The following is a 26047-nucleotide window of genomic DNA, read 5'->3' as shown; positions in this document are numbered from 1 at the left end:
CCACGGCGCGTACCGGGTCGGGAGCGGGGTCGCGCGTAGGGTCGGGCGGGGCGCGGTCGTCGGGTCGGCCGGTCCGAGAACGGGGGTCGACGTGAACGTGACGGTGCTGGGTGGGGGGTCGTGGGGGACGACGGTGGCGTCGATCGTGTCGGCGCGCAACGACGTGACGCTGTGGGCGCGCGACGAGGCGTGCGCCGAGCAGATCCGCACCGAGCACCGCAACGACAAGTACCTGCCCGGCTTCCAGCTGCCGCACGACCTCCACGCCACCGCCGACCTGGAGGAGGCCGTCGGTCGAGCCCAGGTGCTGATCGTCGGCGTCCCCTCCCACGCGTTCCGCAGCACCCTCGAGGCGGCGCGCTCGCACGTCCACCCGTGGATCCCGGTCGTGAGCCTCACCAAGGGCCTGGAGCAGGGCACCGCGATGCGGATGACCGAGGTCGTCAAGGACGTCCTGCCGGGCCACCCCGCCGCCGCGCTCAGCGGGCCGAACCTGGCCAAGGAGATCATGGCCGGGCAGGCGGCCGCCAGCGTGATCGCCACCGAGGACCTCGAGGTGGCGGCCGCCCTGCAGCGCGTCGTCCAGGGCGGTCTGTTCCGGGTGTACACGAACCACGACGTGATCGGCTGCGAGATGGGTGGCGCGCTCAAGAACGTGATCGCGATCGCAGCCGGGATGGCCGAGGGCCTGACGACCGGCGACAACACCCGCTCCGCCGTCATCACCCGCGGGCTCGCGGAGCTGAGCCGCCTGGGGGAGGCGATGGGAGGCGAGCCCGCGACGCTGTCGGGGCTCGCCGGGCTCGGCGACCTGGTCGCCACCTGCATGAGCCCCCAGAGCCGCAACCGCTACGTCGGCGAGCAGCTCGGGCTCGGCCGGACCCTGGGCGAGGTGCTCGACGAGATGGACATGGTCGCCGAGGGGGTGAAGACCGCCCGGACCACCCACGAGCTCGCCGAGCGACACGGCCTCGAGCTGCCGATCTGCGAATCCGTCCACGGGGTGGTCACCGAGGACACGACGGTCTTCGACGCGTACCGCGGGCTGCTCAGCCACCAGGCCGGGCACGAGGCCGAGCCCGGCTGACGGTCGCCGGTCCGCCGACGGGCCACGTCACCGACGAGCCGGCCCGGCGCGCCGAGCACCTCGCGACGTTCGCCCCGCGGCGGCGGGCGTCGGCCTCGCGGGAGCGAGACTGGCGCGATGAGGAACGACGCCGCGACCACCGCTCGACCGCTGCAGGTCGGGATCAGCACCCCGTGGGACCTGTTCGACCTCGACGCCCCCGCTCGCCGGGCCCGCCTCGGGGCGATCGCGGACGCCGGGATCGACGCGGTGTTCACCGCCGACCACGTCAGCTTTCACGGAGGGAGCGGGATCGACGGTCCGGTCCGACTGGCCGCCCTCGGCGGCATCGAGCCGCGCCTCGACCTGCACCTCGGCGTGTACCTCCTCGCGCTGCGCCACCCGATGGTCGCCGCACGCCAGATCGCCACGCTCGCCGAGGGAGCCCCGGGCCGCGTCACCATCGGGGTCGGCGTCGGTGGGGAGGACCGCCACGAGTTCGAGGTGTGCGGCGTCGACCCGTCGACCCGGGGTCGCCGCACCGACGAGTCGCTGCGCCTGGTGCGCGCCCTGCTCGCGGGCGAGACCGTGGACGGCGACGAGCACTTCGGCGAGCTGCGCGACGGGCGGATCCACCCCGTCCCCGACCCCGCGATCCCGTTCGTGGTCGGCGGTCGCTCGGACGCCGCGCTGGAGCGCGCCGGCCGACTCGGCGACGGGTGGCTCGCCACGTGGTGCTCGGCGCGTCGCTTCGCCCAGGGCTGCTCCACGGTGGGGGAGCTGGGGGCCGGCCGCACGCCGGCGGGCGGCTGGCGCCACGGGATGCAGCTGTGGGTCGGCGTCGGTCGTGACGCCGACGAGGCGCGCGCCCACGTCTCGGAGCGGATGCGGCGCTTCTACCGGCTCGACTTCGAGGTGTTCGAGCGGTACACCCCGGTCGGCGACGCCGCGGCGATCGCGGAGTTCCTCGCGCCCTACGTGGAGGCGGGGGCGTCGACGCTGGATCTGACGCCCTGCGGGCCCGACCCGGTCACCGAGTTCGAGACCATCGCCGAGGTCAGGGAGCTGCTGACCTGACCGACGACCGGGAGCCGGCGGCCGGGTCGCGGCCGCCGGCTCGCCACGTCAGCTGTCGGCCGCGTGCTTCGGGGCGTCGTCGTGGTACGCGCCCTCGCCCAGCTCGGGATCGATCGAGTCGCCCCGGCGGGACGCCTCGACGTCCTCGCCCTTCGAGCGCCGGTCGTACTCCGCCTCGGCCTCGGCGGGGTCGTCGTGCTTCTCGGCGACCTCCTCGGCCAGCTCGGTGTCGGATTCGACGCTCTGTCCGAACCACTCGGTCGTGGTGGAGTCCTCGCCCTGCTTCTCCTGGCTCATCGTGCGCTCGTTCCTCGTCTCGGGGGTGCGCCCGGCGGGTGCCGTGGCGCCCCCGAGCACTACCCAGCCCGTCGCCGTCCCATGCCGCCGATCCGCGCGCGTGCGCGCTCGGAGGTGTGACGTGCGCCGGGCGCGACCGTCCGCCTCCGGCCGCAGGCGCCGGGCGACCTACCGTGAGGCGCACCCCCTCGTGCGGCCGACGAACCGCCACGAACGGGACCGGCAGCCGACACCGTGGCCGCCGGCACCGACCTCACCACCGGAGGCACCCATGAGCCACGACCTCGTCATCCGCAACGGCACCGTCCACGACGGAACCGGAGCCGACCCCGTCACGACCGACATCGCGATCAGCGGTGGCACGATCACCGCGATCGGCGCGGTCGAGGAGACCGGAGAGCGCGAGATCGACGCCCGCGGGATGGTGGTGACGCCCGGGTTCGTCGACATCCACAGCCACCTCGACGCGCAGATCGGGTGGGACCCGCTGCTCACCCCGTCGAGCAACCACGGCGTGACCACCGCGCTGCTCGGCAACTGCGGGGTCACGTTCGCCCCGTGCAAGCCCGACGACCGCGAGATGCTCGCCCGCATGATGGAGAGCGTCGAGGACATCCCCGCCCAGGCGATCCTCGGAGGGTTGCCGTGGACGTGGGAGAGCTACGGCGAGTACCTCGACGCGCTCGACGACCTCGATCCGGCGATCAACGTCGCGGGACTCGTCGGCCACTGCGCCGTGCGCCCCTACGTGATGGGCGAGCGCGCCGTCGGCGGGGTGGCGACCCCCGACGAGCTCGCCCGCATCGCCGAGCTCGTCGCGCAGGCCGTCGACGAGGGCGCCGTCGGGTTCTCGACGTCGCGGATCCTGCTGCACCTCCTGCCCGACGGCCGCTACGTGCCCGGGACCGAGGCGCCCCACGAGGAGATGGTCGCGGTCGCGGAGGCGCTCGGCTCGGACGGGCTGACCCAGAACGTCCCGAACCTCGGCGGCGACTTCTCCGGCGAGATCGACCTGATCCGCAAGCAGGCCCAGGCCGCCGGCGGCCGCGTCCTGTTCAGCACCGGCGTCAGCGAGGACCCGGCCTCGGGTCGCAAGATGGCCGAGGTCGTCGACTCGCTCAACGACGAGGGCCTCGACGTGACCGCCCTGTGCATCCCGCGCCCGTCGGGACTGGTCATGGGCCTCGTGAACGAGTTCTACTTCCGCGGCGGGCCGTGGAAGACCCTGAGCACGATGGGCTTCGAGGAGCGCCTCGCCGCGATCCACGACCCGGCCTTCGTGGCCGAACTGGTCGACCACGCCGACAAGAAGGGCTGGAACACCCCGATGTCGCAGGTGTTCCCGCTCGGCGACGGCGTGCCGCGCTACGCGGACGGCCCCGACGAGAGCCTGCAGGCGATGGCCGACGCCGCGGGCGAGCACCCGATCGAGACGTTCCTGCGGATCGAGCGCGAGACCGACGGAACCGCTCTGTTCACGGTGCGCTACTTCAACCGCAGCCTCGAGGCGATCGAGGAGCTGATCACCTCCGATCACGTGCTGCCCGGGCTCGGCGACGCCGGCGCCCACGTGGGTCAGGTGATGGACGCGGGGTGGACGACCTTCACGCTGCGCCACTGGGCACGCGAGCGCGGGGCGATGTCGGTCGCCGAGGCGGTCCGCCGCATGACCTCGGCACCGGCGCGCATCGTCGGGCTCGACGACCGCGGCGTGCTCGCCCCCGGCAAGCGGGCCGACGTGAACGTGATCGATCTCGACCGGCTCGCCGAGTCGGTGCCGTCCTACGTCCACGACTTCCCCGACGGCGGCGGTCGGCTGGTCCAGACGGCGACCGGCTACGTCGCCACGGTGTGCAACGGCGAGGTCATCGTCGACCACGACGAGCACACCGGCGCCCGTCCGGGTGAGGTGCTGCGCTCCGGCGGGCGGTCCTGATGGGCGGGATCGTGGTCGGTGTCGACGAGAGCGCGACGGCACGCCGAGCCGCGGTGCGCGCGGTCGAGATCGCCCGGGCGCTCGACGAGCCGCTGCACCTGGTGATGTCGGTCAAGGACAGCTCGTCGCAGGTGGTGCGGCGCGGCGGCGACGAGTTCGTGATCGACCGGACCGAGCAGGCGGAGCGGACGATCGACTCGATCAAGTCCGACATCGGGGCGCCCGACGCCCGCTCGACGGTCGGCGGCACGGACCCGGCCGACTCGCTCTGCGAGGAGGCCGAGCGCGTGGGCGCGTCGATGATCGTCGTCGGCAACCGCCGGGTCCAGGGGGTGTCGCGCGTCCTCGGGGCGATCGCGTCCGACGTGCTGCGCCAGGCACCGTGCGACGTCCTGGTCGCGCACACCGTCGACGACGACTGACGCCGTGCCCCCGGGGGCCGTCGGCGCGACCGGCGCCGGTCGGGGTCGGGTGCGGCCCCGCCGTCGAGGGTCAGGTGAGCTCGACGGTCCACGTCGAGGCGTCGACGAGTCGACCGAGGTCCACGGCGAGGCGCAGCTCGGTCCCGGCCGTGACCTCGCGATCGAAGCGGACGACGCGGTTGCCCCAGCTCGTCAGCGGGGCGAGCGGCGAGGTCGACAGGGTCGTCTCGGCGTCGAAGTCGGCCTCGAACCAGATGCAGCACCCGTCGACGATCGCGTCCCGCGTCGCGACGCGCACGAGCTCGTGGCGGGTCTCGAGCTCGTCGATCGACCCGAGCGTGAGCAGATCGAGCTCGAGGATCGGCTCGGGCGTCCCGATCGTCGCGGCGACGGAGCCGGGGCGTGCCCAGAAGTGCTCGTTGCGCCCGGTCTCGAGCCGGGCGGCGTGGAGGGAACCCCGCGTGACGGCGAGGTCGATGCCCTCGGGGAGGTCGATGTTCCAGAAGCGTCGGACGCGCATCTCGGGGTGCATCGTCACCGGTTCGACGAACAGCCGGAACCGCCCCGGAAGGATCCGCCCACCCGGTCGCAGCACCCGGTCGCGCAGGTCGAGCACGTTGCGCACCAGGTTCTCGTTGAACAGCTCGTCGCCCATCTGCTCGTGGACGATGACGTCGACCGGTTCGCCCGGTGCGAGATCGCGGCTGCTGGCGCGCACGAACTCGACGTCACCGAACCCGTTGTGCTCGGCGATCTCGCGCGCCAGCTCGATCACCTCGGAGTGCTCGACGGCGATGACCCGCCGCGCACCCGCGCGGCTGGCGAGGAGCGCGAGCAGCCCGGTCCCGGTCCCGAGGTCGACCACGACGTCACCGGGGTGCACGTTGCGCCGGATCCCGCGGTGGTAGGCGTCGACGCGCACCGCGTCGGCGAGCATCTCCTCGTGCTCGGCGAGGCCGGTGAAGTTCGTCTCGTTCATCAGGTCGTCGACCACCCCCATCAGCGCCGCGCTCGACGCGATCCGCTCGGCGGCGAACCCGACCGCGGCCCGAACCGCACGACGAGCCCCGCGGCGCACCCGATCGACCATCCGGCGAGGCTACGGCGCGCCCCGGTCGCCCGGGTCCGGCTCCGGCGTCGCCGTCGGCCTACGTTGGACCGATGGATCTCGGACTGTCCGGTCGTCGGGTGCTGGTCACCGACGCCAGCAAGGGGATCGGGCGGGCGATCGCGCGCACGTTCCGCGACGAGGGCGCGGTCGTCGCGATCTGCGCTCGCGGCGCGCAGGACCTGGAGGCGGCGGCGTCCGACCTCGCCGAGCGCGGGGAGGTCCACCACCGAACCTGCGACATGGCGATCGAGGGCGAGCCGAGCGCGCTCGTCGAGTGGGCGGCCGACGCGATGGGCGGCCTCGACGTGCTGGTGTCGAACGTCTCCGCGATGGCCGGTCCCGACTGGGAGGCGTGCGCCAACGTCGACCTCGTCCGCACCGACGAGCTGATCCGGGCCGCGCTCGAGCGGATGGAGGACGACGTCGACGCGAACATCGTGTGCATCGGGTCGCGCGCCGCCAACACCGCCGCTCCGCGCATCGCCGCCTACGCGGCGGTCAAGGCCGCCACCGTGAGCATGGTCAAGTCGCTGTCGCGCGAGGTGGCCCGGCGCGGCATCCGCGCCAACGTCGTGTCGCCGGGTGACGTGATCTTCCCGGGTGGGACGTGGGACCGGGTGCGCGAGGAGGACGGGAAGCTGTGGCACGCGATCGTGCGCGACAACCCGTTCCGCCGCCTCGGGACGCCCGAGGAGATCGCCGCGACGGTTGCGTTCGTGGCGAGCCCGCGATCGAGCTTCACGACCGGAGCGAACGTGATGGTCGACGGCGGAGCCACCACCGGCCTCCAGATCTGATCGCACGGACCGCGCCTCGGGGCGGCGCCTCGACGTTCAGCCCATCGTCTCGACGATCAACCCGATGTGGCTGAAGTAGTTGATCGCTCCGAAGACCAGGAAGGTGACCCCGGTCGCCCAGAAGCACAGCCCGGCGATCCGGTACCAGGGACCGCGGCGGTGCAGGCCGACGGTCAGCGCGACCGCTCCGACGCCGACGACGAGGTAGAGCCCCGAGATGAACGTCGCCTCCACCCAGGGCCACCGTGAGAACCACCACCCCGCGATCGGCTCGACGGGGGGCGCGACGAAGAGCTGGTAGCGCATCCCGGCGGCGGCGATGCCGATCATCCCGAGGCCCATGCCGGCGACGAAGATCGAGGTGGGCCGGGCGATCCGCTCGAGCGCGCCGACCGGATCGGGGAGCGCCATCACCTCCGCCCCGCGACGCCACCCGAAGAACGACGCCCCGGCGAGCAGCACGCCGAAGCCGAGCGACGCCTCGCCGAACACGATGTTGTCGAAGGGGTAGGCCGGCGCCAGCGGCCAGGTGAGGGTCATGTGGAGGCCGGTGGTGATCAGGGTGAAGGCGAGGATCCCGAACGCGACCGAGTACCCGTCGACCGACACCTCCCGCGGGTCGGACAGCAGCTCGCGCCCGAGACGAGCCACGAGGTACAGCCCGGCGCCGGCGGCCACGGCCATGATCGTGTTGTAGGTCGGCAGGTTCTCCCAGTCGATCGTGAGCTGGGCGACGAGTGCGGTCATCGGTCCTCCTCCGGAGCCGTGCGCGGACATCCGCGCGCCGTCGCCGTTCCCGCGCGCGCGGCGCCCGAAACGCCGACGGGGCGCGGCACCTCACCGGGGGAGGGGGCCGAGGCGACGCGCGAGCAGGTCGCGGACCCGCGCCGCCGGCGACTCGGCCGGCTCGTTCGCGCGCGTGACGGCGTTCCACTCGAGCGGCAGCCCGCCCGGCCGGCACCTGATGGCGTGCAGGCGACCGGCGTCGATCAGCGGGGAGAGCGCCCACCGGCTGAGGATCCCGACGCCGGCACCCGCCGCGACCAGCTCGGCGATGGCGCTCGTCTGGGGCACCACCCGCACGACGCGCGGGTAGGTCTCGGCGGCGCGGAAGAGCCGGTCGTACTCGAAGCCGGGGGTGGGGCTCGTGTTGTAGGTGAAGTAGACCTCGTCCGCGAGGTCGTGGGCCTCGACCACCTCGAGCTCGGCGAGCGGGTGGTCGGGCGACGTGACCAGCACCAGCTCGTCGGTGAGCAGCGGACGCAGCTCGAGCGGACCCCGAGGCTCACCGGGGGCGATGACCACGTCGACGTCGCCGTCCGCGAGCGCGCCCCCCGGGGAGTCGCTGACGGGTGCGAGGTCGAGCTCGACGTCGGGGTGCAACCGGCGCGCGGTGTGGAAGAACTCGGGGTACCAGTGGAAGCAGTCGTAGCTCCCGACCCCGATCCGCACGACGGAGACGACCTCGGAGCGCTCGGAACGCAGCAGGCGCTCGGTGCGCTCGAGCTCGGCGATGGCGCGGCTGGCGGTCTGGTGCACCGCCAGACCGGCCCGCGTCGGCGTGAGGCGGCGCTTCCTGCCCCGGTCGAACAGCTGGGTGCCGAGGCGCCGCTCGCACTCGGCGAGGCGGTGGCTCAACGCCGACTGGGTGGTGTGCAGCTCGCGGGCCGCCGCGGTCATCGTGCCGAGCTCCACGATCGCCACGACGGTCTCGTAGTGCCGCAGCTCGAGTTCCAGCACGCTCTGACCGTACATGAGCGCAGCTCATGGAACACGAGCCCGATGATCCATTGGACGCAGGAAAGCCGATCTGGCTCGATGGTCACCGAGACCGACGACGAAGGAGGACGGACGAGTGCACGACCAGACAGCGATGGCGGACCCCGAGGACGGGTGCCTGGAGGGGATCGTCGACCTCGACCGGTTCCCGCTCCACCAGCGGGGATCGGCGGCGTGGATCGCCCTCGTCGACCAGATGCGCGCGCAGCTCGCCGCCGAGGGGTGCGCCACGCTGCGCGACTTCCTGCGCCCCGACGCGCTGGCCTCGACGGCGGCGGAGATCGCTGCGCTCGCGACCCACGTCCCGATCCGGGTGCAGCGGGCGAGCGTGTACCGGCGCACGTCGCTCGAGCGCGGCCTCCCCGCCGACGACCCCCGCCGGATCGAGCAGTCGTGGAACGCCGGTCACGTCACCCGCGACATGATCCCGCCCTTCGCCGCGTCCCACCGGCTCTACGTGTCGAGCGCGTTCAAGGCCTTCGTCGCGGCGTGCGTCGGCAGCGAGCGCGCCTACGAGTACGCGGATCCCCTGGCCGGGCTGGTGGCGACGATCCTGCCCCCCGGCGGGTGCTACCCGTGGCACTACGACACCAACGAGTTCGTGGTCACGATCATGACCCAGGCACCCGAGGCCGGGGGCGCGTTCGAGTACCACCAGGACCTGCGCACCCCGGGCGACGAGAACCTCGACGGGCTCGCCGCCGTCCTGGACGGGCGCCCGTCGCGGCGTGAGCGCACCGTAAGCACCTCTCCCGGCGACCTCCAGCTCTTCCTCGGTCGCTACTCGCTGCACCAGGTGACCGAGGTCGCCGGCAGCGTCGATCGCCACGTGCTCGTGCTGTCCTACGCCGAGCACCCCGGCGTGATCGGCCCGGTCGACCGCACGCGCTCGGTCTACGGTCGAGTGACCGAGGCGCACCTGGTCGCCGAGCGCAGCCGCCTCGCGTCGAGCGACGGGCTCATCCTGTGAGCACCCCCGGCTCAGCGGCGAGCGCCGCGCTGGACCGTTCCCGCCTCGAGCGGCTGCGCGCCGCGATCGGCGACGCCGGGTGCGACGCCGCCCTGCTGTACGACCCGATCAACGTGCGCTACGCGACCGGGACGTCGAACATGCAGGTGTACGCGTCGCGCAACCCGTGCCGCTACGCCCTGGTCCCCGCGGACGGCGACGTGGTGCTGTTCGAGTTCAAGGGCTGCGAGCACCTCTCGGACGGGCACCCGAACGTCGCCGAGGTCCGTCCGGCCGTCAGCTGGTACGACTTCGTGAGCGGTCACCGCACCCACGAGATGGCCCGGATCTGGGCGGTCGAGATCGTCGCCCTGCTCGGCGGCGGGACCGACCTCGCCGTCGACCGCCTCGATCCGATCGGCACGGCCGAGCTCGAGGGGCGCGGCATCCGCGTGCACGACGGCCAGGCCGTCGCCAACCGCGCCCGCAGGATCAAGACCGACGCCGAGCTCGCTGTGGTGCGGCGCGCGGTCGAGGCGTGCGAGTCCGGCATCGCGGCGATGCACGCCGCGATGCGGCCGGGGATGACCGAGCAGGAGCTGTGGGCGAACCTGCACCACGCGAACATCGCGTCCGGTGGCGAGTGGCTCGAGACGCGGCTGCTCACCTCGGGGCGGCGGACGAACCCGTGGTACCAGGAGTGCTCGTCGAAGGTGATCGGAGCCGGCGAGCTCGTCGCCTTCGACACCGACCTGATCGGGGTCGGCGGGTACTCGGTGGACGTCTCGCGCACCTGGATCTCCGATGGCGCGGCCCCCACCGACGACCAGCGCCGGCTGTGGGAGGAGGCGGCCGAGCAGCTCGTGCGCAACACCGAGCTGCTGCGCCCCGGTGCGTCGTTCCTGGAGATCTCCCGGCGCGCCCACGTCCCCCCCGAGGGCGTCCACTCGGTGACGAACGCAGCGGTGGCCCACGGCATCGGGCTGTGCAACGAGTACCCCCTGATCGTCAACCGCGACCACGTCGAGGCGGCGGGCTACGACGGGGAGATCGAGGTGGGGATGGTGCTGTGCGTCGAGGCTCTCGCCGCACCTCCCGGCGGATCCGAGGCGGTGAAGCTCGAGGAGCAGGTGCTGATCACCGCGGACGGTCCCGAGCCCCTCTCGACCTCGCCGCTCGCCCTCGTCCCCTGAGCGCGTCGCGACGGTCGGTACCGTCGCCCGTGCATGACCGTCGACGCCGCCGCCCCGCCCCGGCGCGCGCTGGAGCGGCGGGCCTGGACGGTCGTCGCGCTCGCGACGATGTGCAGCGCGCTGCCGGCGTTCCTCACCGGGGCGCTGGGCGTCCAGCTGCGCGACGAGGTCGGCCTCTCGGCGACCGACATCGGGTTGGCGATGGGCACCTCGTTCGCCGTGGCGGCCGTGCTGTCGGCACCGATGGGGCGCGTCGCGCAGCGGCTCGGCCCGCGCCGGGCGTTCCGGGGCGGCCTGGCGGTCTCGACGCTGTCGATGGCGCTCGTCGCCGCGTTCGCCCGCGACGCCTGGCAGCTCGCGGCGGCGCTCGGACTCGCCGGCGGCGCGAACGCGCTCAACCAGCCGTCCGCCAACCTGCTGCTGGCGACCCACGTCGGCGATGCCCGGATGGGGTTCGCGCTCGCCACGAAGCAGTCCGGGATGCCCGCAGCCGCGCTGCTCGGCGGTGTCGCCGTCCCGGCGATCGCGCTCACCCTCGGGTGGGAGTGGGCCTTCGTCGTCGGAGCGGTGCTCGCCGTCCTCGCCGGGGTGCTGCTCCCCGCCGACGTGGCGCCCCCGCGGCGGCGTGAGGCGCAGGCGGAGCTCGTCGGGGGAGGCCCGGAGCGCGCCGAGCCCGGTCGTGGCGCCGCCACCGCCGGGTCGACGGCCGCCGCGGGCCGAGCGGGACGATCGCGGCGCGCCGCCCGCCCCGATCTCGGGACCGGGTTGCTGGTGCTGTACGCCGTGGTCGGACTGCTCGGTTCCGCGAACGCCGGCGCGATGGTCGGGTTCATCACCAGCGCCGCCGAGGCATCGGGGCTCGGGCCGGGCGCAGCCGGGCTCGTGCTCAGCCTCGGGTCGCTGCTGGGGGTCGCCAGTCGGATGTTCCAGGGGTGGCAGGTCGACCACCACGGCATCCTCCCGATCCAGCGCCTCGTCTGGTTGTTCGGGCTCGGCGGGCTCGGGGTGCTGGTGATGGCGATCGACGCTCCGATCACCTACGTGCTCGCGCCGATCCCGGCCTTCGCGTTCGGCTGGGCGTGGCCCGGGCTGTTCAACCTCTCCGTCATCCGCAACAACCCGTCGGCGCCCGCGGCGGCCACCGGCATCAGCCAGGTCGGCGTGTTCGCCGGCGCCGCCCTGGGGCCGGCCGTCGGCGGTGTCGTGATCGACGACGGGGGCTACCGCCTGCTGTGGCTGCTCGGCGCCGCGACGCTGCTCGTCGGCTCGATGCTCGCGGTCCTCCTGCGCACGAGGATCCGTGCCAGCCGCGTCGCGACCGCCCCGGCGCTCCTCTGAGCCGACGCTCCGCCCGCCCCGACCCTCCGACGGGCGCGGCCCCGGCGCCCCGGTCCCGTCCGCCGGTCGCAGGCGCGGACGCGACGCCGGGTACCGTGGAGACGTCGAAGGAGGACCTCATGTCCGATCTGATCATCCGCAACGGCGTCGTCGTCGACGGGACCGGTGCGCCGCGCCGGACCGCCGACGTCGCGATCGAGGGGGACCGCATCGTCGCCGTCGGCGCCGTCTCCGCCCACGAACCCGCGGCGCGCGAGATCGACGCGACCGGGCTCGTCGTCACCCCCGGCTGGGTCGACATCCACACCCACTACGACGGCCAGGTCACCTGGGACCCCGACCTCGCTCCGTCGTCGGTCAACGGCGTCACCTCGATCGTGATGGGCAACTGCGGGGTGGGCTTCGCGCCGGCCCGCCCCGACCGCCACGACTGGCTGATCCGCCTGCTCGAGGGGGTCGAGGACATCCCCGGCTCCGCTCTGGCCGAGGGGATGACGTGGGGGTGGGAGAGCTTCGACGAGTACCTCGACGTCCTCGACTCCATGGAGTGGACGCTCGACGTCGGAACCCAGGTGCCCCACGCCGCGCTGCGCACCTACGTCATGGGCGAGCGGGGTGCGGATCACACCTCGACCGCCACCGACGACGAGATCGCGGCGATGCGCGACATGACCGAGTCCGCGATCCGCAACGGCGCGCTCGGGTTCACGACCTCGCGCACGTGGGCGCACCGGACCTCGTCGGGGGAGTCGATCGGCACCCTGCGGGCCACCGCCGACGAGGTGGTCGGCGTCGCCCAGGCGCTGGGCCGCGCCGGGACGGGTGTGATCCAGCTGATCTCCGACGTGTACCAGTCGGGAGACGACGAGCTCGTCGAGAACGAGCTCGACCTCCTCGGCCGGATCGTCACCGAGGTCGGTCGACCGATGAGCTTCACGGTCCAGCAGAACGACGAGACCCCGACGCGCTGGCGTGAGCTGGTCGAGCGCATCGAGGGCTGGTCGGCCGACGGGGCCGACGTGCGCGCCCAGGTCGCGGTCCGCCCGATCGGGGTGCTGCTCGGGTTGTCGGCGACCGCCAACCCGCTGCGTCGCTGCCCGACCTACGCCCGCCTCCACGACCTCCCGGTCGCCGAGCGGGTCGCCCACCTCGCGGATCCGCAGGTGCGCGCCGACATCGTCGCCGAGCACGCCGAGGCCCGGGTGAGCGACTTCCCGGCGCTCATCCACGCGGGCTTCGACCGCATGTACCCGCTCACCGACCCGCCGGACTACGAGCCGACCCCCGAGGACAGCGTCGCCGGGCTGGCGGCCGCCGAGGGCGTCGAGCCGGTGCAGAAGATGTACGACCTGATGCTCGCCGACGACGGAGCGCAGCTGCTGTACATGCCGCTGATGAACTACGCCCACGGCGACCTCGACGACGTGCGCGAGATGATCCTGTCCGACCACTCGATGTTCGGGTTGTCCGACGCGGGGGCGCACTGCAACGTGATCTCCGACGGGACGTTCCCGACCACCGCGATCACGCACTGGACCCGTGACCGCCGACGCGGCGAGCTGATCGACCTCGAGTTCGTCGTCCACCAGCAGACCCAGCGCACCGCCGCCCACGTCGGCTGGCTCGACCGCGGGGTCATCGCTCCCGGCTACCTCGCCGACCTCAACGTGATCGACCACGAGCGCCTGGCGCTGCACCCGCCCCACCTCGTCGCCGATCTGCCCGCCGGCGGGACGCGCCTCATGCAGACCGCCGACGGCTACGTCGCGACGATCAAGCGCGGACGGGTCACCGTGGAGGACGGCGAGCTCACCGGCGACCGCCCCGGTCGGCTCCAGCGCGGCACCCGCTCCGCCCCGGTGGCGGTCGAGGCCTGACCGACCCGGCTGCCACGGTGTCGACCCCGCCGCCGGCGGCCCCGGCCGCCCCGCGCAGCTCGACCTCGGCATCGGCCGGTCGCGGCGGGGCGCGGCGGCGGGCGATCCCGCTCAGGAGACGCGCGGCGCGTCGGGATCGACGAAGCGGTCGCGCAGCTCGCGCTTGAGCACCTTGCCCGTGGCGTTGCGTGGCAGCTCGTCGACGATCGCGATGTCGTTCGGGACCTTGAACTTCGCGAGCTGCCCGACGCAGTGCTGGACGACCGTCGATCGGTCGATCTCGGCGCCGGGCTTCAGCGCGAGCACGGCGAGGCCGGCCTCGCCCCACCTGTCGTTCGGGACCCCGATCACCGCGGCCTCGGCCACCTCGGGGAGCTGGTACAGCACGTTCTCGACCTCGGCCGGGTAGACGTTCTCCCCGCCCGAGATGTACATGTCCTTCCAGCGATCGACGATGTAGACGAAGCCCTCGTCGTCGACGCGCGCCGCGTCGCCGGTCTTGAGCCACCGCCCCTCGAACGCGTCGGCGGTCGCGTCGGGTCGGTTCCAGTACCCGGGGGTGATGTTCGGCCCGGCGACCCACAGCTCACCGACCTCGTCGGGCCCGCGGTCGGCGCCCTCGTCGTCCACGATGCGGAACTCGGTGTGCATCAGCGCCTTGCCGGTCGAGCCGATCTTGCGCAGCGCGTCGGCCGGATCGAGGAAGATCGACGCCGGGCTGGTCTCGGTCATCCCGAAGCCCTGCATCAGGGTGACGCCACGCTCCTGCCAGGCCTCCATGATCGTCAGCGCGCAGGGCGCCCCGCCGACCCCGGCGCTGCGCAGGCGCGACAGGTCGGTCGAGTCGAAGTCCTCGTGCTGCATCATGAACTGGTACGGGGCCGGGACCCCGAAGAGGTGGGTGATCCCCTGCGACTCGTCGCCCAGCAGGGCGAGGGCGCGGCCCGGCTCGAACTCCTTCACCAGCACGACGGTCCCGCCGGCGTGGAGCACCGGGTTGCTGTAGCAGTTGAGCCCGCCGGTGTGGAACAGCGGGAGGATGTTCAGGTGGACGGTGTCGATCCCGACCGCCGCCGGCACGCCGAGGTTGACGCAGTTCCAGAAGTTCATCCCGTGGGTGATCATCGCCCCCTTGGGCAGGCCGGTCGTGCCCGAGGTGTACATGATCGTCACGACGTCGTCGTGGGTGAGCTCCGGGGCGTCGTACCCCCCGCCCGCCGCCTCGGCGAGGGCGCGCTCGTAGGCGCTGTCGTCGGTGCCGCCGTCGATCTCGAGCAGCTCGGGGATCGCGCAGCGCCGCTGCAGCTCCTCGGCCGACCCGTCGAACGAGGCGTCGTGGATCATCAGGGTGGGGGAGCTGTCGCCGACGACGTACTCGAGCTCGGCCACCGTCAGGCGCCAGTTGAGCAGGACGCAGATCGCCCCGGTCCGCACGCACGCGAACTGCAGGTCGAAGTACTCCACGCCGTTGTGCGCGAGCATCGCCACCCGGTCGCCGCGCCCGACCCCGATCGAGGCGAGGTGGGAGGCGAGCGCGTCGACGCGTCGGTCGAGGTCGGCGTAGGTGAAGGTGCGGTCGGTGCCGAGGCAGCGGATCGCCTCCCTGCCGCCGCGGTTCCGGGCGTGGTGGGCGATCCAGTCGTAGGCGCGCACGGCGCCGTGCCCGGGCGGGCGAGGTGACGTGAGCGCCGCCGTCCGGTCGGGGTCGGTGGTGAGCTGCGCGGTGGACGTCGACACGATCCCTCCTTCGGTCGCCCGCCGACGCTAGCGAACCGGCGGCCGGTGGCTCGGCTCGGGCCCCGACGTGTCGTGTCAGCGGATCGGCGGGGCCGAGGCGGGGAGGTCGCGGTAGGTGTCCTGCAGCTCGCGCTTGAGGACCTTGCCCGACATGTTCCTCGGCAGGTCGTCGTCGCGCACGACGAGGTAGCGCGGCAGCTTGTAGTCGGCGAGGGTGCCGCGGCACGCCTCGAGGACCGCCGCCGGGGTCACCGAGTCGTCGCCGACGGCCACCACCGCCGGGGTCTCGCCCCATCGCTCGTCGGCCACCCCGATGACCGCCACCTCGCGCACCCCGGGCAGGTGCGCGAGGAGCCGCTCGATCTCGGCCGGGTACACGTTGAGGCCGCCGGAGATGAGCATGTCCTTCACCCGGTCGACGACGTGCAGGTGGCCCTCGTCGTCGAGGCGGCCGACGTCGCCGGTGTGCAGCCACCCGCCGTGCAGCGCCGCCGCGCTCTCCTCGGGGCGGTTCCAGTAGCCGATCATGTTCTGGGTGCCGGCGACGAGGATCTCGCCGACCTCGCCGGTCGCGACGGAGCGGTCGTCGGCGTCCGCGATCCGGATCCGACCGTGCATCACCGCGAGACCGGCCGATCCCAGCTTGCGCAGCGCGTCGGCCGGTGCGAGCACCGTGCCGGCGGCGGAGGCCTCGGTGAGGCTGTAGCCCTGGGCCATCGGGACGTCGCGGGCCTGCACGGCGCGGATCAGCGACTCGGGGACCGCCGCGCCCCCCGACGACGCGATCCGCCACGACGTCAGGTCGGTGTCGTCCCAGCGGGGGTGGTCGAGCATCGCCCGGTAGATCTGGGGCACGGCGAACAGCCCGGTGATGCGCTCGCCCTCGAGCAGCTCGAGGGCGCGCCCGGGGTCGAACGCCCGCTCCAGCACCACGCACCCGCCGCTCCAGTAGGTGAACAACCACACGGCGAGCCCACCGGTGAACGCCAGGGGGAACGGCAGCAGGACCCGGTCGTGGACGCCGAGCGACATCGCCTGGGCCCACCCGCGCGACCCGGCGTCCCACGAGTCGTGGGTGAGGACCGCCCCCTTCGGGTCCCCGGTCGTGCCGGACGTGTAGCAGATGAACGCCGGGGCCGGTCCGCCCGCGGTCGGATCGGGCGCGGGGATCCCGTCGGCGAGCCGCATCCCCTCGAGGTCGTCTGCGTCGACGACGCGTCGATCGCCGAGGCGGTCGAGGGCTCCGGCGAAGCTCGATTCGCTGACGACGATCCGGCAGTCGGCGTCGTCGGCGACGTAGGCGACCTCGGTGGCCGTCGAGCGGGTGTTCATCGGCACGACGATCGCGTCGAGCTTGAGCGTGGCCATCGTGACGTCGCACCACTCCGGTCGGTTGCCCATCAGGAGCCCGACGCGGTCACCGGCGCCGACGCCCGCGGCAGCGAACCCGGCGGCGAGCTCGTCGCTGCGCCGGTGGAGCTCGCGCCAGGTGGACGACCGGCCCTCGAAGCGCAGACCGACGTCGTCGGGGCGCATCCGCGCCCAGTAGCGACCGATCTCGGCCAAGTGGATCATCGTGGAGCCCCCTCACGTCGAGCGCGCCTCGGGATCGGCCGCTGCGTCGACGAGACAGTACGTTCCGGCCGATGGCGGCGTCGGCTCGGATCGGGATCACCCTCCTCTCGGGCGACGACGGGATCGCCCCGGCCGAGCTGGCCCGCGCCGTCGAGGATCGGGGCTTCGAGTCGCTGTGGCTGCCCGAGCACAGCCACATCCCGGTGAGCCGGGAGACGCCGTGGCCGGGTTCGCTCACCGGGGAGCCGCTGCCGGAGATCTACTCCCACCTGCTCGACTGCACGGTGTCGCTCGCGATGGCCGCGGCGGTGACGACGACGCTGCGACTCGGGACGAGCGTCGTGCTGCTCGGGGCGCGCGACCCGATCTGGACGGCGAAGGAGTACGCCACCCTCGACGCGCTCAGCGGTGGTCGCGTCGAGCTCGGCGTCGGGATGGGCTGGAACCGCGAGGAGCTGGGGAACCACGGGGTGTCCTTCCCCGACCGGTGGGAACGGACCCGCGAGTCGGCCGAGGCCGTCCGGGCGCTGTGGCGCGACGACGTCGCCTCCTACGCGGGGGACCACGTCCGCGTCGAGGCGTCCTGGGCGTGGCCGAAGCCCGCCCAGGCGGGGGGTCCGCGGATCCACCTCGGTGGGGGAGCGGGCCCGCGGTTGCTCGGTCACGTGGCCCGCTGGGCCGACGGGTGGATGCCGATCAGCGCCCGCCCCTCGCTCGCGTCGAGGCTGGGACGGCTCGCCGAAGCGTGCGAGCGCGAGGGTCGCGACCCCTCGGAGGTCCAGGTCAGCGTCTTCGGGGCGAACCGCGACCCCGCGGCGATCGCGAACCTGCTCGACGAGGGGGTGCACCGCGTGGTGCTCACCCTCGACTCCCACCGGCGCGACGACGCGCTGCGCCAGCTCGACGACTGGGCTCCGCTCGCGACCCCCTGACCCGCCCCGTCGCCGACCAGGGCCTTCGCCGCACGACGTCGGTGAGCGCTGCCGGCGACGAGGTCGCTCGCCGCCCGATCGTGGCGCGGGCGAGGCGCCGTGCCACCCTCGTGCGATGAGCCCCACCTCGACCGATGACCTCCCCGTCGACGGATCGGCGACGGTGCGCCTCGACGTCGCCCCGGACGTGGTGTTCGCCGCGCTCACCGACCTCGACGTCCTGCCGACCCTGAGCCCGGAGAACGAGCGTTGCGAGCTGCTGGAGGGATCGGACGCGGTCGAGGTGGGCGCGCGCTTCCGTGGGTGGAACCGCTCGGGCGACCACGAGTGGCACGCCGACTGCGTCGTCACCGAGCTGGAGCCCGGCCGCCGCTTCGCCTACGAGGTCCCGCCCGGCTTCGAGCACGCGACCACGTGGAGCTACGAGATCGAACCCGACGGTGACGGAAGCGTCGTCACCGAGTCGTTCCACGCCCCGATGCTCGCGCTCCCCGACGTCTACCCGGGCCGGATCGAGGGTCGCTGCGAGAACCTCCGGAGAGCGTGCGAGACCACCTTGGCCAACCTCAGGGCCCACCTCGAGTCCTGACCGTCGCGGCCGGGCTGAGGCCCCCGGGCGGTGGGGACTTCGTCGATCGTCGCGAATCGGCTCCGCGGCGGCGGGGTACCCACCGGGCATGGCGTCGAAGGGTGTACCCCAGTTCCGATCGACCGACCACGCCGGGACCCCGTGGTTGGACCAGGCGGTGTGTCGAGGGCGGACCGATCTGTTCTTCGGTCGCACCTCCGAGCGACCGGAGCGTCGGGCCCGTCGGGAGCGCATCGCCGCGATGCTGTGCGCCCAGTGCCCGGTGAGCGTCGAGTGCCGGGACTTCGCCCGCCGCAACCGCGAGTACGGGTTCTGGGGCGGGGAGGACGAGCAGGAGCGCCACGTCGCCGGGTACCACCTCACGGCGCCGATCGGTCTGAACCAGCCGCGCTCGGCCTGACTCCGCCCCGGCGTCCTGCGGCGTCAGCGTTGGTGGCGCGGGCAGAAGTAGGAGGTTCGGCCGCCGACCTTCACCCGCTCCATCGGGACGTCGCAGCGGGGGCACGACTCGCCCCTCTCCCGTGATCCGCTCTGGATCAGGACCCCGTGGTGGGATCCGTTGCGCTCGAGGACGCGCCGGCGCGTGCGGCGCAGACCCGTCCACAGGTCGTCGAGATCGTCGCCGACGATCTCCGATGCGGTGCGCCGGGGATCGGCCTTGCCCTGGTACAGGATCTCGTCGGCGATCAGGTTGCCGATCCCCGCGATGCGGCGCTGATCCATCAGCAGGCCCTTGATCGTGGCCCGCGACCCGGCGAGCACGTCGCGGAACGTGGACTTGTCGAGCTCGAGCACGTCGACGCCCAGGCGGCCCTCGTCGACGTCGATCTCGAGCGTCGCGAGCCGCAGCAGGTCCTCCAGCAGCAGCTCGTGCTCGTCGTCGATCTCGAGGGCGAGGCGCACGTGGTCCTCGCGCACCTCGCGGGTGCGGCGCGTCCCGTCGGCGCGGGCGATCTCGCCGTCGAGCTGCAACCAGCCCCGCAAGCCGAAGGTGAGCGCCATCGTGCGGTCGCCGGAGAGGTCGAGCAGCAGCAGCTTGCCGATCCGTCGGACGTCGCGGATCGTCGCCCCGCCGACGACGCCGTGGACGTGCGCGACCTCGGCGTCGTAGCCCTCCTCGGCGCGCCGCAGCAACCTCTCGTCGCGGACGTCGATGCCGGTGATCGTGCCGCCGATGACGGGGCGTGCGGTCCGCGCGTACGCCTCGACCTCGACGAACTCCGGCACCTCAGCCGACCCGCAGCGCGTCGATCGATGGTCGGTGGTCGTCGAGATCGTCGGGCACGCCGGGCCCGTACCCCGGCTCACGTCGGAGGAAACGCGCCCCGCCGCGGCCCGGTCACGTCAGGTGAGCTCGCGACGCACCGTCGGCACGACCTCGTCGAGGTAGGCGTCGAGGGCGTCGGCGTCGACCGGGAGGCGGAGCGCCACGTTCACGAGGTCGGCGCCCGCCTCGCGGTGTGCGGCGATCTGCTCGATCGCGGACTCGGGGGTGCCGGTCAGCGCCCCGGCCGTGACGCGCTCGGCATCGTCTCCCCACCGCTCCCGGATCCGCTCGAGCTCGGCGTCGGCCTCGGCGCGGGTGGCGCGCAGGTGGAACGCGAGGTTGACCGATCGTTGCAGGGTGGCCGGATCGCGATCGATGTCCTCGCAGGCGGCATCGAGTCGTCGGTTCAGACGCCGGTACTCGTCGGCGCCGACGTAGGGCACGTTCCACCCCGAGCAGTACCGGGCCGCGACCGCGGGGGTGCGCCGGGGCCCGCGACCGCCGGTCCACAACGGGATGGAGCCGTCGAGGGGGCCGGGCACGCAGCGCACGTCGTCGACGCGGTGGTGGGCGCCGTGGAACGTGGTGGCGTCGTCGTCGCCTCCGGGGCGCAGCATCGACGAGATGATCTCGAGACCCTCGGTGAGCTGATCGAAGCGCACCCCGATCTCGTCGAAGTCGTAGCCGTGGGCGCGGAACTCCGGTTCGTGCCACCCGGCCCCGAAGCCCGGTTCGAAGCGACCGCCCGAGATGTGGTCGATCGCGACGATCGACTTCGCGAGCAGCGCCGGGTTGCGGTACGGGACGCAGAAGACGAGGCAGCCGATCCGCGCCCGCGACGTCGTGGCGGCCAGCGCGCCGAGCGTCGCGACGGCCTCGAAGTGCGGGGTCGTCCCCCCGGCCGGCGGTGCCTCGTAGAGGTGGTCCCACACCGAGATCCAGTCGACGACCTCGTCGAGGCGCTCCCACAGCGCGACGAGCTCGGCCATCGTCGCGTTCTGCTGACCGACGTGGACGCCGAGGCCCACGGCGCGCCGCGCCGGGTGATCTCCCATCGCCGCATGCTCGCGCGACGCCGTCCTCGACCCGGTGCTCAGGTGATCGGGCGCAGGCCGTCGCCGCCGGCGTCGAGGCGCCACGTCGAGGTGGTCGACCCGGTGTCGTCGACGAAGGCGACGTCGAGGTGGTCGCGTCGCACGTCGAGCCACGCCGAGCCGCGCCCGGTGAGGTCGAGCGATTCGATGTGGGGGTTGAGGTGCCGCAGCCACCGACCGAGCGCGCCGGCGGGCACGGGGACCGGCAGCGCGTCGCCGACCGACTCGGCGAAGGGGACCGACGCGATGGAGGGGACCGTCACCTCCGGGATCGGGCGACCGCGCCCGACGTCGAGCGAGGTGACGAAGCCGGCGTGGAGGTCACCCGAGCAGATCAGGGCGCGCCCGGCCACGGGCTGGAGCAGCGATGCGAGGCGGCGCTGCTCGACCGGGTAGCCGTCCCACTGGCCCGGGTTGACGAGGGGTGTCGAGCGCAGGCGACGGCGGGGGCCGGGGAGGCGGGCGAGGTGCAGCGGCGAGGCCTGCACCGGGGTGCCGAGCACCAGCCAGGTGCCGTCGTGCGCGGCGTCCGCGACGCAGCCCTCCAACCAGTCCCACTGCTCGGGCGCGAGGATCCGCCGATCGTCGTCGGGATCGACGAGCGCCGGGCCCGCCGTGCGCACCGGTCGGCTGCGCCCGGCGTGGCGGGCGTCGACGAGGACGACGTCGACGAGCCCGCCGACGCGCAGGCGGCGGTCCATCTCCGTCGGGCCGTCTCCGGTCGGGTCCTGGGGGACCCAGTCGAAGAAGGCGCGCCGGGCGTTCTCGTGGCGCTGGGGCCAGTCGACCGGGACCTCGTCGAGGTCGGCGGGGCCGCCGTGGCGCCAGGCGTCGTCGGCCACCTCGTGGTCGTCCCACACGTTGATCCACGGCGCCGCGGCGTGGGCGGCCTGGAGCGACGGGTCGCCGCGGTACTGGCGGTACCGGGCGCGGTACTGCTCCTCGTGGAGGCAGCGCCCCGACGGGACGTGCCGGGGGTGGGGGTGCTCGTAGACGTAGTCGCCGAGGTGGACGACGAGGTCGAGGTCGCGCTCGGCGAGGTGGCGGTAGGGGGTGAACGGCGCGGTGACGAGGCGAGCGCAGCTCGCCAGCCCGATCGCGAACCTCTCCGCCTCGGCCGGCAGGGTCGCCGTCGTGCCGATGGCGGAGTGCTCGACCGTCCCGTCGCGACGGTCGACCGCGAAGCGGTAGCGCAGCCGGGTGCCCGGCTCGAGACCGTCGACGCGCACGTTCACCGTCGGGGGGACCGGGTCGGGATCGACCTCGCCCTCGCGCACGATCGTCTCGAAGCTCGCGTCGAGCGCGACCTGCCACCGCACGGCCCCGTCCGCGCCGTCGACCGCGGTCCACAGCGAGACGGCGTCGGTCGCCGGGTCGCCGCTCGCGACACCGAGGGCGAAGCGCGGGTGCTCGGGCGCGCTCACCTCGACGCCAGCTCGATGATCGCCTCGTGCTCGACGGCGGCCACGTCGACGCCGTCGGCCGAGATGCGCACGTCGAGCACGGCACGCTCACCGGCCCGGCTGTCGAAGCGGTCCGCGACGCGAGCCCGGGCCCTCAGCAGGGAGCCGACGGGGGCGGTCGCGAGGTGGACGACGTCGCTGCGCACGTGGATCCACGGCCCGCGCGCGAGTCGGTCGTGGCAGAAGCCGTTCGCGATCCGGGGCCAGGTCACCGGGTGCGCGATCGACCTCTCGGCGTAGATCGCGCAGTCGTCACCCGCACGAGCGCCGTAGTTGGACCACGAGGGGTCGACGACGAACTCGACCGGGTCGAGCTCGGGTCCGTCCGCCTCGGACGGGGCGATCGCCGACGACCGGAACGTCGCCTCGGCGCGCGCCTCGCCGTCGACGCGCGCCGCGACGTGCGCGACCTCCCCGTCGTCGCCGCCCCCGACGTCGCGATCGGGATCGGGATCGGGATCGTCGACCGTGCAGTCGACGCGCTCCCCGTCGAGGACCGGCTGGCGGAACCGCACGCCCGCACCGCCTCCGGCGAGCCACGCCTCCCCCCAGCCGACCGCCGGGAGGTGGGTGAGGTAGGCGTAGATCGTCACCCCCGCCACGAGGGCGCCCGCGAAGCCGGCGGCACGTGCGCCGGCGTCGGTGTGGATCGGGTTGTCCGCGTGCTCGGGCAGGTTGACCGCCGCGGTGGACCAGTCGTCGAGTCGCATCGGCGGAGTCTGCCAGGTCGCCCGAGTTTCACCGGCCGCGCACGCGGGAACCCGCCGCCCCATGAGCGACGCGCACCCCTCGGTCGGCGAGGCCGACTCCTCCGAGCACGACACCGTCGGGCGTGGCGAGCCGGGAGCGACCCCCGCCGTCACGTCGCGGGGCTCGATGTCGATGCCACGGCTCGGCTTCGGGACCTACGAGCTCGAGCCCGACGACGCCGAGCGGATGGTCACCGCCGCGCTCGACGTCGGCTTCCGCCACGTCGACACCGCCCAGATGTACGGCAACGAGGAGGCCGTCGGTCGCGCGATCGCGGCATCGGGGGTGAGCGCCGACGACGTCTTCGTCACGACGAAGGTCTCCAACGACCACCACGAGCCGCACGCCCTGCAGGAGTCCGTGGAGCGCAGCATCGAGCGCCTGGGCCTGGAGCACGTCGACCTGCTGCTGATCCACTGGCCCGTCGACTTCGACCGTGTGTCGGCGACGCTCGCCGCGCTGGAGAACGTCCACGCCGCCGGCCTCACGCGCCACATCGGCGTCTCGAACTTCACCGTCGAGCAGCTCGACGAGGTCGCGTCGATGGCCCCGCTCGAGGCCCTGCAGGTGGAGTGCCACCCGTTCTTCCGCCAGGACGAGCTGCGCCGCTGGTGCCGCGACCACGACTGGGCGTTCACCGCCTACTCGCCGATCGCCCGCGGCGAGGTGTTCGACGACGAGGTGATGGCCGAGATCGCCGAGCGTCACGACTGCACCCCGTCGGCGGCCGCGCTCGCGTGGCTGCTCACCCTCGACGGCGTGGCGGCGATCCCGCGCACCGGTGACGTCGATCACCTGCGCGACAACTGGAGCGCCCGTGAGATCGAGCTCGACGCCGACGCGCTCGACGCGATCGCCGGGCTCGACGAGCGACGCCTCGTCGACCCGGCGTTCTCGCCGTGGTGACCCGGCACCCGCCCCGCGGTTCGAACCGGTGCGCTGGTTGGCGACGCCGAGCAGGGGGTACCGGAACCCCATGAGCGTTGACGACACGATGACCATCGACGACCTGCGCGACCGGCTGCGGGGCGAGCGGACGGCGATGCTGACCACCGTCGACGAGCGCGGCACCCTGTCGGCGCGACCGCTGCGCATCCAGACCTACAACGACTACGGCGACGTGTTCTTCCTGGTCGCGCGCAGCGCTGACTGGGTCTCGCTCGGCACCACCGAGGCGGCCAACGCCGCGATCGTCGACGAGGGGAGCACCTGGGTCTCCATCGCCGGCCGCCTCCACTTCGTCGACGACCCGAAGCTGCTCGAGGAGATGTGGGACGAGGCCTCCGCCGCCTACTTCCCCGGCGGGTCGGCGGACGCCGTCGTCGGGCACCTGCAGTCCGACCGGTGGGAGTACTGGACGGCGCCGACCGCGGCCGTGCAGGTCGTCGAGTTCGTCAAGTCGAAGGTGTCCGACAACACCCCCGACGTGGGCCGCAGCGGGACGATCGAGACCTGACCCCCCTCGCCGGGCGGTCCCCGACGTGGGCCGTCACCACGGCTCAGTTGCGCGGGACCTCGTTCCACGGCACCGACTTGTCGACGCGCGGTTCGCCCGGGAGCCCCAGGATCTGCTCGCCGAGGATGTTGCGCATGATCTCCGACGTCCCGCCCTCGATCGAGTTGGCACGGACCCGCAGGAACGCGTAGCGCAGGCCGCGGGTGCTGCCGCTCGTGTCGAGGTCCTCGGGCCGACGGAACGTGTAGTCGTAGTCGATCAGGGCATCGGGCCCCAACAGGTCCACGCAGAACGAGTAGAGGCCCTTGTTGAGCTCGGAGTAGGCCAGCTTCGCGGTGGACATCTCCGGGCCCGGGTTGCCCGCCTTCGCGTTCTGCGCCGCACGCATGTTGGTGAGCCGACCGACCTCGGCGCGCACCCACCACCGCATCAGGCGGTCCTTGTCGGCGGGGTGGCGGCGCGCCTCGTCGAGCGAGCGCCACACGTCGACGGCGTCGTTGGCGGCCCCTCCGCGCGGCGGGGTGGAGCCCCCGCCGCCGCCGATCGCGCTCCGCTCGTTCATCAGCGTCGTGAGGCTGGCGCGCCAGCCCTCGCCGACGTCACCGATGCGGTGGGCGTCGGGGACCCGCACGTCGGTCATGTACACCTCGTTGAACTCGGCCTCACCGGTGATCTGGCGCAGCGGGCGCACCTCGACCCCGTCCGCGGCCATGTCGAGGGCGAAGTAGGTCATCCCCTTGTGCTTCGGCGCGTCGGGGTCCGTGCGGGTGACGAGCATCCCGAAGTCGGCGAGGTGGGCGAGGGTGTTCCACACCTTCTGGCCGTTGACGATCCACTCCTCGCCGTCGCGCACGGCGCGGGTGCCGAGCCCGGCGAAGTCCGAGCCGGCTCCCGGCTCGGAGAACAGCTGGCACCAGCGCTCCTCGCCGGTGAACATCGGCCGCAGGAAGCGCTCCTTCACCTCGTCGCTGCCGTGGGTCGCGATCGTCGGTCCGGCGAGGGCCATGAAGAACGTGCGCGGATCGGTGGGCTGGGCGCCGGCCTCGCGCAGGCGACGTTCGACGAGCTTGTTCAGCTCGGGTCGCACGCCGAGCCCGCCGTCGCCCTCGGCGAAGTGCACCCACGCCAGCCCGGCGTCGTAGCGAGCTCCGCGGAACGCGATGTCGTCCATCGACGTCGGATCGTGGGCGGCGAGGAAGTCGTCGAGGGCGCCTCGCACCCGCTCGGTGTCGGGATCGGTGGCGGTGGCGGTGGTCGCGGGGGCGTCGTCGAGCGCGGTCATCCTCCGAGTGTCGCGCGCCGCGCCACCGCGAGCGCACTCCGCTCGCTCGGTCGTGGCGAC

At 73.3% G+C, this 26047-nt stretch carries 25 protein-coding genes; 14 read left to right on the top strand and 11 right to left on the bottom strand.

Annotated elements, in window-relative coordinates; all coding sequences use genetic code 11:
- Positions 1–91: 91 nt before the first annotated feature.
- Both ACOOHC_RS15770 and ACOOHC_RS15765 read left to right on the top strand, forming a co-directional pair.
- Positions 92–1087, top strand: a complete 996-nt coding sequence (locus tag ACOOHC_RS15770) for an NAD(P)H-dependent glycerol-3-phosphate dehydrogenase (RefSeq protein WP_420451351.1) — start codon at positions 92–94, stop codon at positions 1085–1087.
- 117 nt (positions 1088–1204) lie between these two features.
- Positions 1205–2143, top strand: coding sequence for an LLM class flavin-dependent oxidoreductase (locus tag ACOOHC_RS15765; protein ID WP_420451350.1), 939 nt, complete (start codon positions 1205–1207; stop codon positions 2141–2143).
- Positions 2144–2191: 48 nt separating this feature from the next.
- Here ACOOHC_RS15765 and ACOOHC_RS15760 read toward each other — a convergent pair whose 3' ends face one another.
- Positions 2192–2440, bottom strand: a complete 249-nt coding sequence (locus tag ACOOHC_RS15760) for a hypothetical protein (RefSeq protein WP_420451349.1) — start codon at positions 2438–2440, stop codon at positions 2192–2194.
- A 271-nt stretch (positions 2441–2711) separates the two neighbouring features.
- Here ACOOHC_RS15760 and ACOOHC_RS15755 point away from each other — a divergent pair, with 271 nt between their 5' ends.
- Positions 2712–4376 carry an N-acyl-D-amino-acid deacylase family protein gene (locus ACOOHC_RS15755; protein ID WP_420451348.1) on the top strand — a complete coding sequence of 555 codons (1665 nt, stop codon included), beginning with the start codon at positions 2712–2714 and terminating at the stop codon, positions 4374–4376.
- Positions 4376–4798 (top strand): universal stress protein, encoded by a 423-nt coding sequence (locus tag ACOOHC_RS15750; protein ID WP_420451347.1) that lies wholly within the window; start codon positions 4376–4378, stop codon positions 4796–4798. The genes ACOOHC_RS15755 and ACOOHC_RS15750 overlap by 1 nt, the downstream gene beginning before the upstream one ends.
- A gap of 70 nt (positions 4799–4868) precedes the next feature.
- Here the strand turns inward: ACOOHC_RS15750 and ACOOHC_RS15745 are convergent, their stop codons facing one another.
- The gene (locus ACOOHC_RS15745; protein WP_420451346.1) at positions 4869–5888 is read right to left on the bottom strand and encodes a methyltransferase domain-containing protein; all 1020 of its coding nucleotides are present in this window, start codon (positions 5886–5888) and stop codon (positions 4869–4871) included.
- 71 nt (positions 5889–5959) lie between these two features.
- On the opposite strand from ACOOHC_RS15745, the gene ACOOHC_RS15740 reads away from it, so the two are divergent.
- Positions 5960–6706 carry an SDR family NAD(P)-dependent oxidoreductase gene (locus tag ACOOHC_RS15740; RefSeq protein ID WP_420451345.1) on the top strand — a complete coding sequence of 249 codons (747 nt, stop codon included), beginning with the start codon at positions 5960–5962 and terminating at the stop codon, positions 6704–6706.
- A 36-nt stretch (positions 6707–6742) separates the two neighbouring features.
- Here the strand turns inward: ACOOHC_RS15740 and ACOOHC_RS15735 are convergent, their stop codons facing one another.
- Positions 6743–7453 carry a DUF981 family protein gene (locus ACOOHC_RS15735; protein WP_420451344.1) on the bottom strand — a complete coding sequence of 237 codons (711 nt, stop codon included), beginning with the start codon at positions 7451–7453 and terminating at the stop codon, positions 6743–6745.
- Between the two features lie 90 nt (positions 7454–7543).
- On the bottom strand, positions 7544–8446 hold the full coding sequence (locus ACOOHC_RS15730) for a LysR family transcriptional regulator (RefSeq protein ID WP_420451343.1): 903 nt from the start codon (positions 8444–8446) through the stop codon (positions 7544–7546).
- Between the two features lie 133 nt (positions 8447–8579).
- On the opposite strand from ACOOHC_RS15730, the gene ACOOHC_RS15725 reads away from it, so the two are divergent.
- The 4 genes from ACOOHC_RS15725 (at position 8580) to ACOOHC_RS15710 (ending at position 13842) form a co-directional block, all read left to right on the top strand.
- Positions 8580–9455: a HalD/BesD family halogenase gene (locus tag ACOOHC_RS15725; RefSeq protein WP_420451342.1), complete on the top strand. Its 876-nt coding sequence runs from the start codon at positions 8580–8582 to the stop codon at positions 9453–9455.
- Positions 9452–10627 carry a M24 family metallopeptidase gene (locus ACOOHC_RS15720; RefSeq protein ID WP_420451341.1) on the top strand — a complete coding sequence of 392 codons (1176 nt, stop codon included), beginning with the start codon at positions 9452–9454 and terminating at the stop codon, positions 10625–10627. The genes ACOOHC_RS15725 and ACOOHC_RS15720 overlap by 4 nt, the downstream gene beginning before the upstream one ends.
- Positions 10628–10660: 33 nt before the next feature.
- Positions 10661–11965, top strand: a complete 1305-nt coding sequence (locus ACOOHC_RS15715) for an MFS transporter (RefSeq protein ID WP_420451340.1) — start codon at positions 10661–10663, stop codon at positions 11963–11965.
- A gap of 119 nt (positions 11966–12084) precedes the next feature.
- A complete protein-coding gene (locus ACOOHC_RS15710) occupies positions 12085–13842 on the top strand; it encodes an N-acyl-D-amino-acid deacylase family protein (protein WP_420451339.1) in 1758 nt (585 codons plus the stop codon).
- Positions 13843–13953: 111 nt separating this feature from the next.
- Here the strand turns inward: ACOOHC_RS15710 and ACOOHC_RS15705 are convergent, their stop codons facing one another.
- Entirely contained in the window at positions 13954–15495 is a 1542-nt protein-coding gene (locus ACOOHC_RS15705; protein WP_420453814.1) for an acyl-CoA synthetase, read from the bottom strand.
- A gap of 159 nt (positions 15496–15654) precedes the next feature.
- Positions 15655–17154 (bottom strand): class I adenylate-forming enzyme family protein, encoded by a 1500-nt coding sequence (locus ACOOHC_RS15700; protein WP_420451338.1) that lies wholly within the window; start codon positions 17152–17154, stop codon positions 15655–15657.
- 71 nt (positions 17155–17225) lie between these two features.
- On the opposite strand from ACOOHC_RS15700, the gene ACOOHC_RS15695 reads away from it, so the two are divergent.
- The 3 genes from ACOOHC_RS15695 to ACOOHC_RS15685 all read left to right on the top strand — a co-directional run bounded on the left by ACOOHC_RS15695 (position 17226) and on the right by ACOOHC_RS15685 (position 19075).
- Positions 17226–18086 (top strand): LLM class F420-dependent oxidoreductase, encoded by an 861-nt coding sequence (locus tag ACOOHC_RS15695; protein ID WP_420451337.1) that lies wholly within the window; start codon positions 17226–17228, stop codon positions 18084–18086.
- Positions 18087–18201: 115 nt separating this feature from the next.
- On the top strand, positions 18202–18675 hold the full coding sequence (locus ACOOHC_RS15690; RefSeq protein WP_420451336.1) for an SRPBCC family protein: 474 nt from the start codon (positions 18202–18204) through the stop codon (positions 18673–18675).
- Between the two features lie 88 nt (positions 18676–18763).
- A complete protein-coding gene (locus ACOOHC_RS15685; protein WP_420451335.1) occupies positions 18764–19075 on the top strand; it encodes a WhiB family transcriptional regulator in 312 nt (103 codons plus the stop codon).
- A 23-nt stretch (positions 19076–19098) separates the two neighbouring features.
- On the opposite strand, the gene ACOOHC_RS15680 is transcribed toward ACOOHC_RS15685, so the two are convergent.
- The 4 genes from ACOOHC_RS15680 to ACOOHC_RS15665 form a co-directional block, all read right to left on the bottom strand.
- Complete coding sequence (locus ACOOHC_RS15680; RefSeq protein WP_420451334.1) at positions 19099–19902, bottom strand: DNA-formamidopyrimidine glycosylase family protein; 804 nt, start codon at positions 19900–19902, stop codon at positions 19099–19101.
- Between the two features lie 117 nt (positions 19903–20019).
- Positions 20020–20997 (bottom strand): LLM class flavin-dependent oxidoreductase, encoded by a 978-nt coding sequence (locus ACOOHC_RS15675; protein ID WP_420451333.1) that lies wholly within the window; start codon positions 20995–20997, stop codon positions 20020–20022.
- Between the two features lie 38 nt (positions 20998–21035).
- Positions 21036–22460, bottom strand: coding sequence for an alkaline phosphatase D family protein (locus tag ACOOHC_RS15670; protein ID WP_420451332.1), 1425 nt, complete (start codon positions 22458–22460; stop codon positions 21036–21038).
- Positions 22457–23209, bottom strand: a complete 753-nt coding sequence (locus tag ACOOHC_RS15665) for a hypothetical protein (protein ID WP_420451331.1) — start codon at positions 23207–23209, stop codon at positions 22457–22459. Before ACOOHC_RS15665 ends, ACOOHC_RS15670 begins: the two co-directional genes overlap by 4 nt.
- A 61-nt stretch (positions 23210–23270) precedes the next feature.
- Here ACOOHC_RS15665 and ACOOHC_RS15660 point away from each other — a divergent pair, with 61 nt between their 5' ends.
- Both ACOOHC_RS15660 and ACOOHC_RS15655 read left to right on the top strand, forming a co-directional pair.
- Positions 23271–24155: an aldo/keto reductase gene (locus ACOOHC_RS15660; RefSeq protein ID WP_420451330.1), complete on the top strand. Its 885-nt coding sequence runs from the start codon at positions 23271–23273 to the stop codon at positions 24153–24155.
- Between the two features lie 70 nt (positions 24156–24225).
- Complete coding sequence (locus tag ACOOHC_RS15655; RefSeq protein WP_420451329.1) at positions 24226–24705, top strand: pyridoxamine 5'-phosphate oxidase family protein; 480 nt, start codon at positions 24226–24228, stop codon at positions 24703–24705.
- Positions 24706–24748: 43 nt separating this feature from the next.
- Here the strand turns inward: ACOOHC_RS15655 and ACOOHC_RS15650 are convergent, their stop codons facing one another.
- Positions 24749–25987: an acyl-CoA dehydrogenase family protein gene (locus tag ACOOHC_RS15650; RefSeq protein ID WP_420451328.1), complete on the bottom strand. Its 1239-nt coding sequence runs from the start codon at positions 25985–25987 to the stop codon at positions 24749–24751.
- Positions 25988–26047 lie beyond the last annotated feature (60 nt).

Source organism: Ilumatobacter sp. (assembly GCF_965215205.1).
Taxonomy (GTDB): domain Bacteria; phylum Actinomycetota; class Acidimicrobiia; order Acidimicrobiales; family Ilumatobacteraceae; genus Ilumatobacter_A.
Note: the sequence above shows the minus strand (reverse complement) of the source record. Positions and strands in the feature narration are given on the sequence as shown.